This window comes from Parathalassolituus penaei (genome assembly GCF_026626885.1).
Lineage (GTDB): Bacteria > Pseudomonadota > Gammaproteobacteria > Pseudomonadales > Oceanobacteraceae > Oceanobacter > Oceanobacter penaei.
Genome location: NZ_JAPNOA010000059.1, coordinates 113,385 through 131,359 on the forward strand (window position 1 = coordinate 113,385; position 17,975 = coordinate 131,359).

General features: G+C 56.3%; 16 protein-coding genes. 6 read left to right on the forward strand and 10 right to left on the reverse strand.

Features of this window, described 5'->3' with window-relative positions:
- Positions 1-112: 112 nt before the first annotated feature.
- Both oadA and OUO13_RS18695 read right to left on the reverse strand, forming a co-directional pair.
- Positions 113-1,903, reverse strand: a complete 1,791-nt coding sequence (oadA, locus tag OUO13_RS18690; RefSeq protein ID WP_283175423.1) for a sodium-extruding oxaloacetate decarboxylase subunit alpha — start codon at positions 1,901-1,903, stop codon at positions 113-115.
- A gap of 78 nt (positions 1,904-1,981) precedes the next feature.
- Positions 1,982-3,397 (reverse strand): acetyl-CoA carboxylase biotin carboxylase subunit, encoded by a 1,416-nt coding sequence (locus tag OUO13_RS18695; RefSeq protein ID WP_283175424.1) that lies wholly within the window; start codon positions 3,395-3,397, stop codon positions 1,982-1,984.
- 173 nt (positions 3,398-3,570) lie between these two features.
- On the opposite strand from OUO13_RS18695, the gene OUO13_RS18700 reads away from it, so the two are divergent.
- Positions 3,571-4,539: a LysR family transcriptional regulator gene (locus tag OUO13_RS18700; RefSeq protein ID WP_283175425.1), complete on the forward strand. Its 969-nt coding sequence runs from the start codon at positions 3,571-3,573 to the stop codon at positions 4,537-4,539.
- 33 nt (positions 4,540-4,572) lie between these two features.
- On the forward strand, positions 4,573-5,013 hold the full coding sequence (locus OUO13_RS18705; RefSeq protein WP_283175426.1) for an MAPEG family protein: 441 nt from the start codon (positions 4,573-4,575) through the stop codon (positions 5,011-5,013).
- Positions 5,014-5,025: 12 nt separating this feature from the next.
- On the opposite strand, the gene OUO13_RS18710 is transcribed toward OUO13_RS18705, so the two are convergent.
- Positions 5,026-5,697 carry a glutathione S-transferase family protein gene (locus OUO13_RS18710; RefSeq protein ID WP_283175427.1) on the reverse strand — a complete coding sequence of 224 codons (672 nt, stop codon included), beginning with the start codon at positions 5,695-5,697 and terminating at the stop codon, positions 5,026-5,028.
- A gap of 88 nt (positions 5,698-5,785) precedes the next feature.
- On the opposite strand from OUO13_RS18710, the gene OUO13_RS18715 reads away from it, so the two are divergent.
- On the forward strand, positions 5,786-6,349 hold the full coding sequence (locus OUO13_RS18715) for a TetR/AcrR family transcriptional regulator (protein ID WP_283175428.1): 564 nt from the start codon (positions 5,786-5,788) through the stop codon (positions 6,347-6,349).
- Between the two features lie 50 nt (positions 6,350-6,399).
- On the opposite strand, the gene OUO13_RS18720 is transcribed toward OUO13_RS18715, so the two are convergent.
- From OUO13_RS18720 to OUO13_RS18735, 4 genes are all read right to left on the reverse strand, one after another.
- On the reverse strand, positions 6,400-6,699 hold the full coding sequence (locus OUO13_RS18720; protein ID WP_283175429.1) for a hypothetical protein: 300 nt from the start codon (positions 6,697-6,699) through the stop codon (positions 6,400-6,402).
- 140 nt (positions 6,700-6,839) lie between these two features.
- On the reverse strand, positions 6,840-7,904 hold the full coding sequence (fba, locus tag OUO13_RS18725) for a class II fructose-bisphosphate aldolase (protein ID WP_283175430.1): 1,065 nt from the start codon (positions 7,902-7,904) through the stop codon (positions 6,840-6,842).
- 66 nt (positions 7,905-7,970) lie between these two features.
- On the reverse strand, positions 7,971-9,131 hold the full coding sequence (locus tag OUO13_RS18730; RefSeq protein WP_283175431.1) for a phosphoglycerate kinase: 1,161 nt from the start codon (positions 9,129-9,131) through the stop codon (positions 7,971-7,973).
- A gap of 98 nt (positions 9,132-9,229) precedes the next feature.
- The gene (locus OUO13_RS18735; RefSeq protein ID WP_283175432.1) at positions 9,230-10,237 is read right to left on the reverse strand and encodes a type I glyceraldehyde-3-phosphate dehydrogenase; all 1,008 of its coding nucleotides are present in this window, start codon (positions 10,235-10,237) and stop codon (positions 9,230-9,232) included.
- Positions 10,238-10,645: 408 nt separating this feature from the next.
- On the opposite strand from OUO13_RS18735, the gene exaC reads away from it, so the two are divergent.
- Positions 10,646-12,166: an acetaldehyde dehydrogenase ExaC gene (exaC, locus tag OUO13_RS18740; RefSeq protein WP_283175433.1), complete on the forward strand. Its 1,521-nt coding sequence runs from the start codon at positions 10,646-10,648 to the stop codon at positions 12,164-12,166.
- Between the two features lie 201 nt (positions 12,167-12,367).
- Here exaC and OUO13_RS18745 read toward each other — a convergent pair whose 3' ends face one another.
- The 3 genes from OUO13_RS18745 to OUO13_RS18755 form a co-directional block, all read right to left on the reverse strand.
- Entirely contained in the window at positions 12,368-12,952 is a 585-nt protein-coding gene (locus OUO13_RS18745; RefSeq protein ID WP_283175434.1) for a histidine phosphatase family protein, read from the reverse strand.
- A 159-nt stretch (positions 12,953-13,111) separates the two neighbouring features.
- Complete coding sequence (locus OUO13_RS18750) at positions 13,112-15,637, reverse strand: ABC transporter permease (RefSeq protein ID WP_283175435.1); 2,526 nt, start codon at positions 15,635-15,637, stop codon at positions 13,112-13,114.
- Complete coding sequence (locus OUO13_RS18755; RefSeq protein WP_428982365.1) at positions 15,637-16,392, reverse strand: ABC transporter ATP-binding protein; 756 nt, start codon at positions 16,390-16,392, stop codon at positions 15,637-15,639. Before OUO13_RS18755 ends, OUO13_RS18750 begins: the two co-directional genes overlap by 1 nt.
- A gap of 34 nt (positions 16,393-16,426) precedes the next feature.
- Between OUO13_RS18755 and OUO13_RS18760 the strand changes: the two genes are divergently transcribed.
- Together OUO13_RS18760 and OUO13_RS18765 are read left to right on the forward strand one after the other, a co-directional pair.
- Positions 16,427-17,089, forward strand: a complete 663-nt coding sequence (locus OUO13_RS18760) for an arylesterase (RefSeq protein ID WP_283175436.1) — start codon at positions 16,427-16,429, stop codon at positions 17,087-17,089.
- Positions 17,090-17,120: 31 nt separating this feature from the next.
- Positions 17,121-17,927 (forward strand): inositol monophosphatase family protein, encoded by an 807-nt coding sequence (locus OUO13_RS18765; protein WP_283175437.1) that lies wholly within the window; start codon positions 17,121-17,123, stop codon positions 17,925-17,927.
- The last annotated feature ends 48 nt before the right edge of the window (positions 17,928-17,975 follow it).

The following is a 17,975-nucleotide window of genomic DNA, read 5'->3' on the forward strand; positions in this document are numbered from 1 at the left end:
GGCTGCAAGAGTACGTCAGCCGGTGATGATTAACACCTGATTTATCTGCAATGGTGTGATGCCGGAATGGATCATTCCTGTCGCATCACACCGTTACAGCACAATCGGGTTATCAGCCGATGTCGACCAGGATTTCGCCCGGGGTCACACGGTCACCCTTGGTGACATATACCGCTTTGACAGTACCAGCAATGTTGGCGTGGATTTCGGTTTCCATCTTCATGGCTTCCGCCACCAGAACTGCCTGACCAGCAACAACGGTGTCGCCTTCTTTAACCAGCACGTCAACCACGTTGCCTGGCATGGTGGCTGTTACGTGGCCTGGCTCGGTAGCACGCTTGCGACCCTTGCTGTGGCCATCGTCCACGTATTCGCCGAGGGTTTCGAAGATAACTTCCTGTGGCACACCGTCCATGGACAGGTAGATCTTGCGCTTGCCAGCACCGAAGTCGCCGATACCGGTAACCGCGATATCGTAGCTTTCGCCGTGTACGTCGATCTTGAATTCAGTCGCCACAGCCATTTTGGCTTTGGCAGATTCCACTGGCAGCAGGGCTTCAGGAACCAGAGTGCCTTCAGCACGCTGCTTCAGGAATTCACGGCCCAGATCCGGGAACATGGCGAAGGTCAGAACGTCTTCGTCGGAAACCGCCAGGTCACCGATGTCAGCACGCAGTTTTTCCAGTTCCGGAGCCAGCAGGTCAGCTGGACGTACGTCGATAACCGCTTCGCTACCGATGGCTTTTTTCTGCAGAGCAGCATCAACCGCTGCTGGAGCTGCACCGTAACCACCTTGCAGGTAACGTTTTACTTCGTTGGTGATGGTCTTGTAACGCTCACCGGCCAGTACGTTGTATACCGCCTGGGTACCCACGATCTGGGAAGTTGGAGTTACCAGCGGAGGGAAGCCCAGATCAGCACGTACACGTGGGATCTCGGCAAACACTTCACCAATCTTGTCGAGAGCGTTCTGTTCTTTCAGCTGGTTGGCCAGGTTGGACATCATGCCGCCTGGTACCTGGTTGATCTGAACGGATACGTCTTCACGAGTGAATTCGGATTCGAACTGGTGGTACTTCTTGCGCACTTCGCGGAAGTAGTCAGCAATCTCACCCAGCAGGGTCAGGTCCAGACCGGTGTCGAACTCGGTGCCTTTCAGAGCAGCAACCTGGGATTCAGTCGCCGGGTGGCTGGTGCCGCTGGCGAAAGAAGAGATCGCGGTATCGATACGGTCAGCACCGGCTTCGATGGCTTTCAGCTGGCACAGTGGTGCCAGACCAGCGGTGCTGTGGCTGTGGATAACCACTGGCACGGCAACGGCAGCTTTCAGAGCCTTGACCAGATCGTAGGTGGCGTATGGGGTCAGCAGACCAGCCATGTCTTTGATGGCGATGGAGTCAGCACCCATGTTCACCATGTCTTTGGCCTGTTGCACAAACAGCGCTTCGGTGTGAACCGGGCTGGTGGTGTAACAGATAGTACCCTGGGCATGTTTGCCAGCAGCTTTAACCGCTTTCATGGCAGTTTCGAGGTTGCGCAGGTCGTTCAGAGCGTCGAATACACGGAACACGTCCATGCCGTTCTCAGCAGCCTTGTGAACGAAGGCTTCAACCACGTCATCAGCGTAGTGGCGGTAACCCAGCAGGTTCTGGCCACGCAGCAGCATTTGCAGGCGGCTGTTTGGCAGCGCCTTGCGCAGGGCGCGCAGACGCTCCCACGGATCTTCTTTCAGGAAACGCACGCAGGCGTCAAAGGTCGCGCCACCCCAGACTTCCAGCGACCAGAAGCCGGCTTCATCGAGTTTGCCGCAGATTGGCAGCATGTCTTCAGTGCGCAGGCGAGTCGCGATCAGCGACTGGTGGGCATCGCGCAGGGTAACGTCAGTAACCTGGATCTTGCTCATGGATTCACTCCTGAATTCTGTTGGGCACCTGTGTCAGGGCCGAAAATATCTAACACTTGTAGGCACAGACGCCCGATTTTACGAGCCAGCATGGGCGGCAATGGCCGCGGCCAGCACCAGCGCAATTTCACTCGGGTGGCGTTTTTCCGAGTAGTTCAGCAGTTCCGGGTGAGTCGGAACAAAGCTGGTATCGAACACGCCACGTTCGAAATCTTCATGGCTGAGAATCTGCTGGTAGTAGGTACCGGTGGTTTTGATACCACGCAGACGCATGTCGTCCAGAGCACGTTTGCCACGAGCAATTACTTCTTCCCAGGTCAGAGCCCAGCAAATCAGCTTCAGACACATGGAGTCGAAGTACGGTGGAATCTCATAACCGGTGTAAATCGCGGTATCAACACGTACACCCGGGCCGCCCGGTGCGTAGTAGTGAGTGATACGACCGAAGCTTGGCAGGAAGTCGTTTTTCGGATCTTCCGCGTTAATACGGAATTGCAGGGCAAAACCGCGGTAGTGAATATCTTCCTGGCGGTAGCTCAGTGGCAGACCGGCGGCGACACGCAGCTGCTCACGAACGATATCAACACCGGTAATCTGTTCAGTGATGGTGTGCTCCACCTGAACACGGGTGTTCATTTCCATGAAGTACACTTCATTGCCAGTCAGCAGGAATTCCACAGTACCGGCGTTTTCATAACCCACAGCAGCGGCAGCACGCACAGCCAGGCTACCCACGTATTCACGTTGTTCCGGGGTCAGCTGCGGGCTTGGCGCAATTTCGATCAGCTTCTGGTTACGACGCTGGATCGAGCAGTCACGCTCGTACAGGTGCACCACGTTGCCGTGGCTGTCGGCCAGAATCTGAACTTCGATGTGACGCGGGTTAACGATGCACTTTTCCAGGAACACGTCGGCAGAACCGAAGGCCTTGGTGGCTTCAGAAATAACACGCGGGTACTGCTGACGCAGTTCTTCCGGGGTATCACAACGACGGATACCACGACCGCCGCCACCGGAAGTGGCCTTGATCATTACCGGGTAACCAAACTGTTCTGCCAGTTCCAGAGCCTGCTCAACGCTGTCGAGGTTGCCATCGGAACCTGGGGTAATCGGTACACCGGCCGCACGCATGGAGTCACGCGCCTGGGTCTTGTCGCCCATGGCATGAATCACGTTGGATTTCGGACCAATAAAGGTCACGCCTTTTTCTTCACACAGACGTGCAAAGGTGGCGTTCTCGGACAGGAAGCCGTAACCCGGGTGAATGGCATCACAGCCGGTTTCCAGCGCCAGGTTAACGATACGCAGTGGGTCCAGATAACCCGCCAGCGGATCAGCACCCAGAGAGTAAGCTTCGTCAGCACGTTTGACGTGCAGGGCGTAACGGTCTGGCTCGGTGTAAATAGCCACCGAACGAATGCCCATCTCGGCGCAGGCGCGCACGATACGAACGGCAATCTCTCCGCGGTTGGCGATCAGAACTTTCTTCAGCATGCTTGCGGCCTCCATGAAGACTCGTAAACCCCGAACCGGCGGCAACAAACTACCCTTCCGGTTATCGGGTTGATGTAAACAACAGTAAACGAGTTGGTTATGACGTCATAATTGATATTTCTTCGCTTATCTATAAGCTCCAGCTTATAGATGAGCCAACGCACGACATTCCAATGCCTATTACCGTTCAGAAACTCGCCAGTCGTTTATCTTTTCGCCAGCTGCAGGTGTTTTCCCGCGTTTATGAGCTGCGCAGTTACAGCAAGGCCGGTGACGAACTGGGCCTGACCCAGCCCGCGGTCAGCAGCCAGATCCGCCAGATTGAAGAAACCATCAATCAGCCCCTGTTCGAATACGTCGGTCGCCGCCTGTACACCACGGCTGCTGCCGAACGTCTGGCGGCCACCATTACGGTGATTTTTGATCAGCTGGAATCCTTGCAGGAGGACCTCAGCCATCTGCAGGGCCAGGTATCCGGCGAACTCAACATCGCGGCGGTGAACACCGCGCAGTGTGTTCTACCCTACCTGTTACGTGGCTTTATGAACCAGTATCCACTGGTCAGTGTGAACGTGCGGGTGGTCAATCGTGCCAGAGCTATCCAGCGCCTCAGCGACAATGCCGACCATCTGGTAGTGATGGGTATGGTGCCCAGTGAAAAGCCGTTTGCGTCGCTGCCGTTTCTCGATAACGAACTGGTGCCATTGGTAGCACCGGGGCATCCGTTATTACGGCGGGAAGATGTCACGGTGGAGGATTTTCTCGCCAGTCGCCTGCTGATTCGCGAGCCCGGTTCGGGCACCCGCCTGGCGCTGGAAGTACACTGCCAGATGAGCCGTCAGCGGCTGGAGCCTTTTATGCAGATCGATTCCAACGACGGTCTGAAACACGCGGTAATGGCGGGGCTGGGCGTGGCGGTACTACCCAAGCTGAGTGTGTTGGCGGAGTTGCAAACCGGTGCATTACGCACCTTGCATCTACCCGGTTTTCCGCTGCGCCGCTCCTGGTGTCTGGTGTACCCGCTCAGTAAACACCCGAACCCAGTGATGCGGGCGTTTATCGATTACGTCCGCGCCAACATCCTCAACTTTGAGGTGTTTTTCCGTGACATGGCCGGGACGCCGCTGGCGAACTATCCGTAATTCCGCTCAGTCGATTCAGGAGTTGTTTACGCTATGCCAAACCTGCTAACCGAACTCGGTCACGTCTACCACAGCTGCCTGCTGGCGATCTGGCTGATGCTGGTCACGGTGCTGCTGCAAGCCATCATTGCCATGGTCGCCCATCGCCGCCAGAAGCGTTATGTGCCCGGTATACTGGACCCGACCCTGAGCCACGAGTCCTTCGTGTTTCGCAGCCATCGGACGTTCCAGAACTCGCTGGAAAACCTGCCGGTCATGCTGTTCAGTATGCTGCTGGCGATTCTGGCTGGCTTTGATGCCAGTGCCCTGGCCCTGCTGAGCTGGGTGTATGCACTGGCACGGGTTATCCACATGGCGCTGTATTACGCCATTGCCACCGAGAAAAACCCCAGCCCACGCAGTTATGCCTACAGCCTGGCGCTGTTCTGCAATATCGTCCTGCTGGGCTGGCTGGGTAGCCTGCTGATCCTCTGACCAACGCTGCGTTCAGCGCATCTCAAGGAATCGGGCCGATGGTCGTGCCTTCACCTGTTGCAGGTAACGGCTCAGACGCGTATCACGCAACACCAGCTGGCCCTTGCCATCCAGGTCCGGCAGGCTGGCGGCATAATGCAGGAACGGCGTCAGAGCACTGTCGGCCATACTGTAGTCATCACCGGCCAGCCACTCACGGCCCTGCAACTGCTGACTGAACAGCGCCAGCAGCTCCTCGGCTTTGGGCAAGTTGGCCAACACCACGTCCATACGGATCTGGCCGTTTTCACCTTTGGGAAACGCCACTTCCAGCAGAAAACCGTTCATCAGACGGGCACCTGCGTATTCACAGACCGCCCCGATCCACTGGTCCACCAGCGCTTGCTGGCGTGAGCTCAGGCCTGCCAGCAGGCTGCGCTCACCCGCCATACGATCAAGGTAACGGCAAATCGCGGCTGTTTCAAACAAGAGCTCATCACCGTCCATCAGCACCGGCACCTTGCCAAACGGGTTCATGGCCAGATGGCCGGGAGATTTGAAATCAATACGATCACCACACGGAGCCATGCTGCAATCGGGGCTTAATCCCAGCTCATCGGCATAAATCCGCACCGCTCGTACAAACGGACTGAAGGCCGGGCCATAAATCGCAAAGGTGCCAGAGGCAGACGCAGTGTTGGTCATGATGTTGTCCTGAACAAAAGTGAATGGCTTGTGTGTTCACCTTAGATGCATCGACAATATGATCAAGAACATATTCTGAGGATCAGCCATGGCCTGGCATCCAGATCACAAGCAGCACAGCCGGAAGCGGATTCTGAATGCCGCCGCCACCCTGTTCGCCCGCAAGGGCTTCGACAACACCGGTATCAACGACATAATGGAAGAAGCCGGCATGACCCGTGGTGCCTTCTACCATCACTTTTCGTCCAAGCGGGAGCTGTATCAGGAATCGCTGCGTAATGCGGCCATCAACCGCTTTCGTCAGGCACTGCAAGACCCGGATGATTTACAGTCGGGAGTTGATCTGAAACGACTGATAGAGACCTATCTGGACCCCAGCCATCCGTTGGGAATTGATGGCGGCTGCCCGATGGCATTTCTGGTAACAGATATTGCCCAACGCGATGAGACCATTCGCAGTACCTACACCGGTCTGCTGCAGGGCATGCTGCACAGGGTGCAGGCGGCAACAGGGTCAGACCAACAGGCCGTGTTACGGCAACTGGTGCTGATGATTGGTGGTGTAGCGATTGCGCGCGCCGTCAATAACGATGAGCTGCGCTTGCAGTTACTGGATGCCTGCAAACAGGGATTGCTGCCAACACAGGAATAAACTGACGGATAAAACCGGGCCACGGATAAACAATCCATGGCCCCTGTTTATCAGAGTGACTTGCTGTCTTTTTTGCGCTTTTCTGACTCGCGCATCGCTCTTTCATGATCTTCGCGCATGCGGGCTTCTTCACGTTCGATACGATCACGGGTGCGGTTGTATTCGGTCTGGATACACTGTGCCATGTCGCTGGTATCGGCTTTAAAACCGAATGATTCACAGGTGATACGAGCGTCCGCCAGCTGGCGTTCTTTCTGACGCTGTTCCTGGGCTTCCAGTTCAGCGAGGGACATACAGCCGGTTTGCACCAGCACGGTGGCGGCCAGAACAAGGCCAGTCATGATTTTCATTATTGGATTCCTGATCACTCCCCATCCCGGGGCATGCAGGGATACTAGCCAATGAATACGTTCGGAAAAAGTTTTACAGGCAAAAAAATGGCACCCACATGGGGTGCCATTCTCATCCGGTCAAACGACCTGATTCAGAATCAGCTGACCTTAGGGCCAAGCTCACCGCTGATGTAACGCTGGAACATGTCGTCCAGAGAGTGAACGCGGATCTTGTCAGCGTGGCCAGCAGTGCCGAACGCTTCGTAACGAGCCACACAGATGTCAGTCATGGCGGTTACAGACTCTTTCAGGTACTTGCGTGGGTCGAACTCAGCCGGGTTCTTGGCCATAAAACGACGGATCGCACCCGTAGAAGCCAGACGCAGGTCGGTATCGATGTTCACTTTGCGAACGCCGTATTTGATACCTTCCACGATCTGCTCAACCGGCACACCGTAGGTTTCCGGAATTTCGCCACCGAATTCGTTGATGATCGCCAGCCATTCCTGAGGAACAGAAGAGGAACCGTGCATCACCAGGTGGGTGTTAGGGATGCGTTTGTGGATTTCCTTGATGCGATCAATCGCCAGGATGTCCCCTGTTGGTGGACGGGTGAACTTGTAAGCACCGTGAGAAGTACCACAGGCAATCGCCAGAGCATCCACACCGGTTTTCTTCACGAAGTCAGCCGCTTCTTCAGGGTCGGTCAGCATCTGGTCGTGGCTCAGTACACAATCAGCACCGATACCGTCTTCTTCACCGGCCTGGCCAGTTTCCAGAGAACCCAGACAGCCCAGTTCACCTTCTACGGACACGCCACACGCGTGAGCCATATCAACGGTACGACGGGTTACGTCGACGTTGTATTCGTAGGAAGTTGGGGTCTTGCCATCTTCACCCAGGGAGCCGTCCATCATAACGGAGCTGAAGCCCAGCTGGATGGAGCGCTGGCACACGGCTGGAGAAGTACCGTGGTCCTGGTGCATACACACCGGGATATGCGGGAACTCTTCAATTGCCGCCAGGATCAGGTGACGCAGGAACGGCGCACCAGCGTATTTGCGCGCACCGGCAGAGGCCTGCACGATCACTGGAGAGTTGGTTTTGTCAGCGGCCAACATAATGGCACGCATCTGCTCCAGGTTGTTGACGTTAAAGGCCGGCACGCCGTAACCGAATTCGGCGGCGTGGTCCAGCAGCTGACGCATGCTGATAAGTGCCATAGGTTTCCCTCATTGTTGTAGTTCGAATCAATACCGGGCGTCACCGCCCGGCATTAAAAACAGATATTACTTGGCGCGCTCTTGCAGGATCGCAACCGCTGGCAGCACTTTGCCTTCCACGAACTCGAGGAATGCACCACCACCAGTGGAGATGTAGGAAACCTGCTCGGCAATGCCGTACTTGTCCACCGCTGCCAGGGTGTCGCCACCACCGGCAATGGAGAACGCATCAGACTCAGCAATGGCCAGGGACAGGGCCTTGGTGCCTTCGCCGAACTGATCAAATTCAAAAACGCCTACCGGGCCGTTCCAGATAATGGTCTTGGCTTCTTTCAGCTGGGCCGCCAGGGCTGCAGCGGAAACCGGGCCAATGTCGAAAATCATGTCGTCGGCTTCCACTTCGTCAGCAGACTTCAGGGTTGCCACGGCGGTTTCAGAGAACTCCTTGCCACACACCACATCGGTTGGCACCGGGATGGATACTTTTTCCATCAGCGCCTTGGCAGCCGGAATCAGGTCGGCTTCACACAGAGACTTGCCAACCGGCTTGCCAGAAGCCGCCAGGAAGGTGTTGGCGATACCGCCACCCACAATAATCTGGTCACAGATGTCGGCCAGGCTGTTCAGTACTTCCAGCTTGGTAGAAACCTTGGAACCACCCACGATGGCCACCAGTGGACGGGCAGGAGTTGCCAGAGCCTTGCCCAGCGCGTCCAGTTCGGCCGCCAGCAAAGGACCAGCACAGGCAACTGGCGCAAACTTCGCCACACCGTGGGTAGAAGCCTGGGCGCGGTGAGCAGTACCAAACGCATCCATTACGAAGATGTCACACAGAGCCGCGTAGGCTTTGGACAGCTCTTCGCCGTCTTTTTTCTCGCCCTTGTTGAAACGGACGTTTTCCAGCAGCACCAGTTCACCATCGGCTACTTCAAAGCCGTTGCTGAAGTCCTTGATCACTTCAACCGGACGGCCCAGCAGACCTGCCAGGTGTTCGGCAACCGGCTTCATGGAAGATTCTTCGTCGTAAACGCCTTCTTCAGGACGTCCCAGGTGAGACATCACAATGACCTTGGCACCGGCTTCCAGCGCGAACTGGATAGTTGGCAGGGATGCACGAATACGGACGTCTGAAGTTACCTTGCCGTTTTTAATTGGCACATTGAGATCTTCACGAATCAGAACCCGTTTTCCCTTCAGGTCGAGATCGGTCATTTTGATGACGGTCATTGTCTTTTCCTCGTTTTCATTCCGGGCGTTAAACGCCTCGTATTTGGGGTCGAAAAGCGTTGGCGACAGCATCCAGGCTGCCACTTTTTATCTTATGGTTATCTCATGCACAGGGCAGTATCGAGCATGCGATTGGCAAAGCCCCATTCGTTATCAAACCAGATCAGTAACTTCAGCATGCTGCCGGCGCTGACCCGCGTCTGGGTAGCATCAACAATGCCGGAACGGGGATCATGATTAAAATCAATGGAGGCGTGAGGCTCGTAGGTAATTCCGAGCAAACCGCGCCAGTGCGTATCGGCTGCAGATTGTAACAGTTGATTCACCGCTTGTGAGGTAGTTGGCTGCCTTAACTGCAGACTGACATCCAGCGCCGACACATTGATCGTCGGCACCCGCAAATGCAGGCTTTCCAGTTTGCCCGCCAACTGTGGCATCAAACGGGCAATACCCGCCGGCAACCCGGTGTCCACCGGAATAATACTCTGCACCGCCGAACGGGTGCGGCGCAGGTCAGTGGAGTAGGCATCAATCACGGGCTGATCATTCATGGCCGAATGGATGGTGGTAGTTACCCCACATTCGATACCAAACGCAGCATCGAGCAGGGTCAACACCGGCACCAGGCAGTTGGTAGAGCAGGAACCGTTCGACACAATGCGCTGATCGGGTGTCAGACTGTGCTGGTTGAGGCCATAAATGATGGTGTTATCCACGGCCTTGTCAGCCGGATTGGAAATCAGCACCTTGCCCGCGCCTTGCTGCAAGTGTTGTTCAGCATCTTCCCGGGTGCGGATCAGGCCACTGCACTCCAACACCAGATCAACGCCGTCTGACGCCCAGTCGAGACGCGCCGGATCGGCTTCCCGATACAGCCTCACCCGATCACCATTGATCAGCAAATGCGAATCACCATCCACCCGCACATCTCCCGGAAAGCGTCCGTGGGTACTGTCATAACGCAGCATGTAACTGACCGAATCGATATCCGCCAGTTCATTGATGGCCACAATCTGCAGCTGCTGGTTGTAACGGTTTTCGTACAGAGCACGCAGAACCGAACGACCAATACGTCCAAAACCATTAATTGCAATACGGGTGGTCATGCCGGAAACGGCTCCAGTGATCCGGAAACAGGGCGGCTATTGTCCGGGATTAAGGCCAGACGGGCAAATGACTCAATAACGGTTACGACCGCCGGTGTCGCAACCAGCTCATCAAAAATAACAGGAAGTCAGACGAGTCAGTCGTCCACAGGTCGATAACACCGAAAGTTGATCGGCATATCACCCGGTTTACGACCCGATCGACACTTTCTGGAGTGAGCCTATTTTGCGATCAAGATATATACATTGGGACTACTACCAAGGTATCGCATTTTTAAACAGGGAGGGTAAATGACCGTCCCCGGAGCCATCCCCCAAACTGAGGGACGTTCAGTTGCCTTTTTGGCACATGCCACGACTCAGCAAACCCTCAAGGTTTGCGATAACAATAAATACCGGAGAACCAACATGATCTACGCTAATCCCGGCCAACCAGGCTCCGTGGTAACTTTCAAGGAGCGTTACGGTAACTTCATCGGCGGCCAGTGGGTCGAGCCAGTGAATGGTCGTTACATGGACAACATCAGCCCGGTAAACGGCCAGGTGTTCTGTCAGGTTCCTCGTTCTGATGCCGCCGATATCGAGCTGGCTCTGGACGCCGCTCACGCTGCCAAAACAGCATGGGGCAAAACTTCTGTAGCAGCACGTGCCAACATCCTGCTGAAAATCGCTGATCGTATCGAAGCGAACCTGGAAAAGCTGGCAGTAGCCGAAACCTGGGACAACGGTAAAGCCGTTCGTGAAACCCTGGCTGCTGACGTTCCACTGTCTGCCGACCACTTCCGTTACTTCGCTGGTTGCGTACGCGCTCAGGAAGGCACCATCGGTGACATCGACGAAAACACCGTTGCTTACCACTTCCACGAGCCACTGGGCGTTGTTGGTCAGATCATTCCCTGGAACTTCCCACTGCTGATGGCAGCGTGGAAACTGGCTCCAGCTCTGGCTGCCGGTAACTGCATCGTGATGAAGCCAGCTGAACAAACTCCAGTATCTATCCTGATCCTGATGGAATGCATCGCTGACCTGCTGCCTCCAGGCGTACTGAACATCGTTAACGGTGTTGGTCGTGAAGCGGGTGAAGCTCTGGCTACTTCCAAGCGTATCGCCAAGATCGCTTTCACCGGTTCTACCCCAGTTGGCGCGCACATCATGAAATGTGCTGCTGACAACATCATTCCTTCTACTGTAGAGCTGGGCGGCAAATCCCCTAACATCTACTTCGAAGACGTACTGGATCACGAAGACAGCTTCGTCAGCAAGTGTGTGGAAGGTGCCGTACTGGCGTTCTTCAACCAGGGCGAAGTATGTACTTGCCCATCCCGCCTGCTGATTCAGGAAAGCATCTACGAACAGTTCATCGGTAAAGTGATTGAGCGTATCGCTCAGATCAAGCGTGGCAACCCGCTGGATACCGAGACCATGGTGGGTGCACAGGCTTCCCAGCAACAGTTCGACAAGATCATGAGCTACCTGCAGATCGGCCGTGACGAAGGCGCTGAAGTTCTGACTGGTGGTGCAGCTGAATCTCTGGCTGGCGATCTGGGCACCGGTTACTACATCCAGCCTACCCTGCTGAAGGGTAACAACAAGATGCGCGTATTCCAGGAAGAAATCTTTGGTCCAGTAGTCGCTGTTACTACTTTCAAAGACGAAGCCGAAGCTCTGGCCATTGCCAACGACACTGAATTCGGTCTGGGTGCCGGTGTCTGGTCTCGTGACATGAACCGTGCTTACCGCATGGGCCGTGGCATCGAAGCTGGTCGCGTATGGACCAACTGCTACCACGCTTACCCAGCTCACGCCGCCTTCGGTGGTTACAAGAAGTCTGGTGTAGGTCGTGAAACTCACAAGATGATGCTGGATCACTACCAGCAGACCAAGAACCTGCTGGTCAGCTACAGCACTGATCCGCTGGGCTTCTTCTGATCGGTTCGCAAGACCGTTCAATAAACAAAAGGGGCAGCTTGGCTGCCCTTTTTGTTACCGATTTCAGACTTCCTCCAGGAGCAATCCTGGTGTGTGACACTCCCTCCCCCTCTCCGGGACAGGGAGGCCTGTTGGCACCCTAATTAGTGCCCCTTCCGCGCTCACAAGCGCGGACTTTTTCCAGCCTGACCCCGAATCTGTTTACACCAGAGGCTTTAATCCTAACTGTTGCAAGGTATCCGCCGACACCCGTGCCAGCTCGGTTACCACCCAGCCCTGATCACCCAATGGCTGAATCAGCAATGGTGTGGCATTTTTTAATGGCGTACAGTCCGGTGTACCAAACATCTGGAAAAACAGCACCCGATACACACTGCCATGAGCTACAAGCAACGGCAGCGGATATTGGATCAGCGCATCATTCACGGCGGCAACCACACGCCCGACAAACCTATCCCAGCTTTCGCCGCCCTTGGGGGTTTCCCGATGCAGTGGCTGATTCAGGATCGGAGCTCCTTCCAGCTGGCCAAAATCACGCTCGTTAAAACGCGCATCTGCCAACGCCTGTTGATGCGGAACAGCAAGCGCAGCCGTTGTACGAGCACGCCCCAGCTGGCTGCTGATTACCTGACTCCACTCGTACGCCAGCCACTCGGCAGCGGCTTTGGCCTGTTCTTCACCGCGCAGATTGAGGGGAATATCACTACTGCCACAAATGCGTTGCTGATCATTCCAGGCGGTTTCGCCATGGCGCATGTACACAAAAGGTTTTCGAACCAGACTCATAACATCCTCCGCGTCGTGGCAGCATCATGCCAGTACCGGTGGACATCACAACCATCAAATTATTAATAAACAACACAGGAAATGGATGCGACAACAAATGCCACATCTGGATGGACAGTATCAGCCACTGTCCTCCAGACGACGCAGCACGAACCCCGGTCAGGCCAACTCACGCAACACAATAACCGGGGCGACCGTCACCGTGCGTCGGAGCATCAGAGTACCCACCATTGCCAATCCAATCGATGCAACTAACGGTAGCCATAACCAGATCCAGCCCAGACCACTCCAGGGGATATCCAGTACCTGTCGATACAAGGCCCAGCACAGGGCTTCCGCTGCCAGTAGTGCCAGCACGGCAGCCATTGCCCCCAGCAAACTGAACTCACTCAACTGGGCACGCCGGATCATCCGGCTGCTGGCGCCAAGCGTTCGTAACAAGGCCCCTTCCTGCAGACGTTCACGCAGACTCGCCAGCAAAGCAGACACCATCACCAGCACTGCCGCCAATAACACCACCGCCAGAATCAGCTCAATCGCCAGCCCCACTTGTGCCAGCAGGCTGTGTAACTGGGTCAGCAGCGCCTGCATATCCAGTACGTTGACCGCCGGGAATTCACGAATCAGGCTGGTCAGTGCTGCTTGCTGATCAGCGGGCACATAAAAGCTGGTGATGTAACTGGCAGGCAAACTGGCCATCAGATCAGCCGAAAACATCATGAAAAAATTGGGGCTGAGCGACGTCCAGTCCACCTCGCGCAGGCTGCTGACGGTGGCCTCAAAATCAACGCCACCAGCCCGAAACTGTAACTGGTCACCGAGTTTCACCCCCAGGCGCTGGGCCAGGCCGGCCTCCAGCGACAACTGTCCACTGCCCGCCATCACCGCCCAATCCCCCGCCACAATACGGTTAGAGTCAGGCAACTGGTCATCATGGGTTAATGCCAGATCACGATCGATGGCACCAATATCCTGCAAGCCCAGCTCCTGAATGGTTTTTCCGTTAATCGTCAGCAAACGCCCCGGCACCATGGGGTACATACGCGCCGACACAAAACCCCGCTGTTGCAGCGCTGCAGCAAAGGGTTCCCGCTCAAACGACTGGATATTCAGCGCAAACACATTGGGCGCTTGCGCGGGCAAACTCGCCTGCCAATCCGCCAGCAGATCATTCCGTAACAGGGCAATCACCACCATAACCTGCAGGGTCAGACCAAACGCCAGCACCTGACCAGCCGTTTGCTGACGATTACGGCTGAGATGCTGCCAGGCGAAGCGCCAATGCAGCGGTAAATCCCGTTGTTGTAGAAGCCGGTGCAAACGGCCAATCCCGAACTGCAACAACAGCAGTAATAACAACACCAGCAAAGCTCCACCGCCCATCACCAGCAGGGTCAGCAACGCATTACCGGTAAACACCCACAACAGCAGGCTTAACGCCAGCAGCGCCAGAGCGGTTAACAACCAGCCTGCCAGAGGCACTGGTGCCAGATCCCGTCGTAATACCCGCAACGGAGGCACCGCCGCCAGCGGCAGGATTTGCGGCAAACCAAAGCCGAGCAAGGTCACCAGACCGGAACTCAGACCCAACATCCAGGCCGTCAGCGGTGCCGATGGCAGCTGCTCTGGCAACACATCGGTGAGCAGCGCCAGAATGGCTTCCTGTAACACCAACGCCAGCAGCGCCCCCACCAGTGCCGCAGCCACCCCAAGCGCCACCAGTTGCCAGACGTACACCCGCAACACATCACGACGTAACAGTCCGAAGGTACGCATCAGAGCACTGACATCAAAGTTGCGACTGGCATAACGACGCGCCGATACCGCCACCGCCACACTGGCCAGCACCACGGCCAACAAAGATGCCAGCGACAGATACTGGCGAGCCCGTTGCAGCGACGCCGCCATCCGTTCATTGCCATTTTCAACGTCTTCGAATTTTTCATTGGCACTTAACTGCCAGTCGGCCTGTAACGACTTCAGCGCCGCCGAATCCCCCGCCAGTAACAGCTGATAACGCAACCGGCTGCCAGGCCCCAGCAGTGGACTGCCCGCCAGATCATCCAGATGCACCATCATCCGTGGTGACAAGGCGGTAAAACCGCCGCCACGATCACTCTCTTCGAGAATCTCGCCAGTGACCTGGAATTGCCGATCACCCAGCTCAAGTGCATCACCGACTTTGGCGTTCAGCAGCGCCAGTAAACGGGGTTCAACCCAGGCTTCACCGGAACCTGGTCCGCTGCTTTGTAATACCGGCTCCGTCGCCCCCGGCGTTAACAACAGCAGGCGCGCCTTCAGTGGATAACCCGCATCCACCCCCTTGATTGAGGCCAGGGTCATGTTGTCACCGGCCATCACCACACTGGGAAAACTCAGGGTTTCCGCATGCTTAAGGCCTACAGCACTGACTTTCTGCAAGTTGTCCGGCGCAAACGGCTGGGTTGAACGCACGCGCAAATCACCACCCAGCCAGGTGCCACCCTTGTCGTTCAGGGCCAGCTCCAGACGGGCACTGAACAGGGCAATCGCTGTGGTGGAGGTTACGGCAATCAACAATGCCAGCAGGATCAGGGTTAACTCGCCGCTGCGGGCTTCACGCCATAACAGGCGTAACGCCAGCCGAGCGCTGGCCACTAACGACAAGCGGGATACCAGACCAGAGGAAGTGGAGGTAGCAGCCATCAGCTCGATACCTCCTTCAGGGACGGACGAGCATCCGGCGCGCCATCTTCCAGCAAGCGCCCATCCTCAACCCGCACACACCGCTGGCAACGTTTGGCCAGCTCGGGATCATGGGTCACCAGCACCAGAGTGGTGCCAAGCTCAGCGTTCATGGCAAACAGCAGGTCTTCAATCTGATGGCCGGTATGGCGATCAAGGTTGCCAGTTGGTTCATCAGCAAACAGGATGCGCGGCTGGCCAGCAAAAGCGCGTGCCAGCGCCACCCGCTGCTGCTCACCGCCGGATAACTGTGATGGGTAATGTTCCATCCGGTGTCCGAGCCCAACCCGCTCCAGCAGCCGTTTGGCTTCTTGGCGCGCCGCTGCCGCATAGGCTCCCGGCCGGATTTCGAGCGGCAACATCACGTTCTCCAGAGCGGTCAGCCCCGGCAACAACTGAAAGTTCTGGAACACAAAACTGACGCCATCGGCGCGTACCAGTGCGCGTTCATCCTCGTCGAGCAGATCAAGCCGTTGCCCCAGCAGGCTCAATTGTCCGGAACTTGGCAGATCCAGACCTGCCATAATCCCCAGCAGGGTCGATTTGCCACTGCCGGAAGCGCCCACAATTGCTACCGATGAGCCTTGCTTGATCCGCAAATGGATGCCTTGCAAGATGCCCAGAACCTGTTGATCGCTGGAACCTGCCGCCATCACAACTTCTTTGTGGATGTCACGAAGCTCCAGCGCCAGATCAGTTCGGGATTCCTGCTGCATAAAAGTCACCTGTTGTTGGAAAGGAAAAATTACCGTGTCTGTTAACACTCACCCGCAACGCCAGACGTTTTTCATGGCCCTGTTTACCCTGATGGTGCTGCTGTGGATGGCGGCCAGTCAGGCCAGCACACCAGCACGCACGATTCTGGTAGTGGGTGACAGTATTAGTGCCGGTTTCGGCATTCCGGTTCAACAAGGCTGGGTTGTCTTATTAAGGGAACAATTGCAACAACCTGTTCCAGGTCTTCTGGTTCAGAATGCCAGCATCAGCGGCGACACTACCCAGGGAGGAGTGGCGCGCTTGCCAGCTCTGCTGCAACAGCATCAGCCCGCATTGGTGATGATAGAACTGGGCGGTAACGATGCCCTGCGTGGCACACCACTGGCGCTGATTCGTCGCAATCTGGAAACCATGATCCAGCAAGCACAAGCCGCTGGAGCCAACGTTATGTTGCTGGGTATGAAGATTCCACCCAATTACGGCCAGAAATATGCCGACGGTTTTGCCGAGCTCTACACCAGCCTGGCCAACCAGTATCAACTGGCCCTGGTGCCTTTCCTGCTGGATGAGGTGGCGCTGAAGCCAGGCCTGATGCAGGCCGATGGCATTCATCCAACCGCTGAGGCGCAACCACAACTGGTGGCCAATGTAATGACCGTGCTGCAACCCTTGTTAGGCCGCTTCTTCCACCCCTGAAACCTATTCCGACGCCCTGATGGATAACACCATGAATTACCAACCCATGCTCGACCTCGCCCTTGATCTGGCCCAACGCGCTGGCGACGAAATCAGCCGCCAACGCTCTGCCTTGCAAATCAACTTCAAGTACGACGGTTCCGAGCTGGTGACCCAGGCCGATGTGGCTGCCGACCATCTGATCGCCTCCGGTATCCAGCAGGCCTTCCCAGACCACCAGCTGTTGTCGGAAGAACTGGGCCCGGACAATCCGATGGATTGTGAACATCTGTGGATCATCGACCCGATTGACGGCACCGTGAACTACGCCCACGGCCACTACAACGTGGCGGTATCCATCGCGTATTACCATAACGGCGAAGCCCGTGCGGCGGTGGTGCACAACCCGTTCCTCAACGAAACATTCACCGCTCTCAGTGGTGCCGGTGCCTGGCTGAATGGCCAGCCAATCCACTGTTCCGACAAGGATGAGCTGCGTCGCGCCATTGTCGCCACTGGTTTCCCGTACCAGAAAGACACCATCCCGCAAGTGGTTGCGCGTGTCGCCACGGTGCTGACCCATTGCGCCGATATTCGCCGTCTCGGTTCCGCTGCGCTGGATATGTGCTGGGTGGCCTGTGGTCGCGTGGATGCCTACTACGAAAACGTCAAACCCTGGGATTTTGCTGCCGCCCAGCTGATCGCCCGAGAAGCCGGCGCCCGCTTTGGCCATATTCACGCCCTGCCAGCCGGTCAGAATCCACAGCTGGAAAGCCGCAATATCATGGTCACCGCACCGGCCCTGTTTGAACCTCTGCAACAGCTGTTACAGGCCGCCGACCAGTCGGTTGACGCCTGATAACCACTCCGGCTTTTGCACAGGCAAAGGCCGGAATTCCTGCTTTAC

What these genes read in the sequence shown, in the direction of transcription:
- OUO13_RS18745 (WP_283175434.1), bottom strand. Translation starts at nt 12,952, where the DNA reads ATGAGTCTGGTTCGAAAACCTTTTGTGTACATGCGCCATGGCGAAACC.
- OUO13_RS18720 (WP_283175429.1), bottom strand. Translation starts at nt 6,699, where the DNA reads ATGAAAATCATGACTGGCCTTGTTCTGGCCGCCACCGTGCTGGTGCAA.
- OUO13_RS18765 (WP_283175437.1), top strand. Translation starts at nt 17,121, where the DNA reads ATGAATTACCAACCCATGCTCGACCTCGCCCTTGATCTGGCCCAACGC.
- OUO13_RS18700 (WP_283175425.1), top strand. Translation starts at nt 3,571, where the DNA reads ATGCCTATTACCGTTCAGAAACTCGCCAGTCGTTTATCTTTTCGCCAG.
- OUO13_RS18710 (WP_283175427.1), bottom strand. Translation starts at nt 5,697, where the DNA reads ATGACCAACACTGCGTCTGCCTCTGGCACCTTTGCGATTTATGGCCCG.
- oadA (WP_283175423.1), bottom strand. Translation starts at nt 1,903, where the DNA reads ATGAGCAAGATCCAGGTTACTGACGTTACCCTGCGCGATGCCCACCAG.
- OUO13_RS18755 (WP_428982365.1), bottom strand. Translation starts at nt 16,392, where the DNA reads ATGCAGCAGGAATCCCGAACTGATCTGGCGCTGGAGCTTCGTGACATC.
- fba (WP_283175430.1), bottom strand. Translation starts at nt 7,904, where the DNA reads ATGGCACTTATCAGCATGCGTCAGCTGCTGGACCACGCCGCCGAATTC.
- OUO13_RS18715 (WP_283175428.1), top strand. Translation starts at nt 5,786, where the DNA reads ATGGCCTGGCATCCAGATCACAAGCAGCACAGCCGGAAGCGGATTCTG.
- OUO13_RS18730 (WP_283175431.1), bottom strand. Translation starts at nt 9,131, where the DNA reads ATGACCGTCATCAAAATGACCGATCTCGACCTGAAGGGAAAACGGGTT.
- OUO13_RS18735 (WP_283175432.1), bottom strand. Translation starts at nt 10,237, where the DNA reads ATGACCACCCGTATTGCAATTAATGGTTTTGGACGTATTGGTCGTTCG.
- OUO13_RS18705 (WP_283175426.1), top strand. Translation starts at nt 4,573, where the DNA reads ATGCCAAACCTGCTAACCGAACTCGGTCACGTCTACCACAGCTGCCTG.
- OUO13_RS18750 (WP_283175435.1), bottom strand. Translation starts at nt 15,637, where the DNA reads ATGGCTGCTACCTCCACTTCCTCTGGTCTGGTATCCCGCTTGTCGTTA.
- exaC (WP_283175433.1), top strand. Translation starts at nt 10,646, where the DNA reads ATGATCTACGCTAATCCCGGCCAACCAGGCTCCGTGGTAACTTTCAAG.
- OUO13_RS18695 (WP_283175424.1), bottom strand. Translation starts at nt 3,397, where the DNA reads ATGCTGAAGAAAGTTCTGATCGCCAACCGCGGAGAGATTGCCGTTCGT.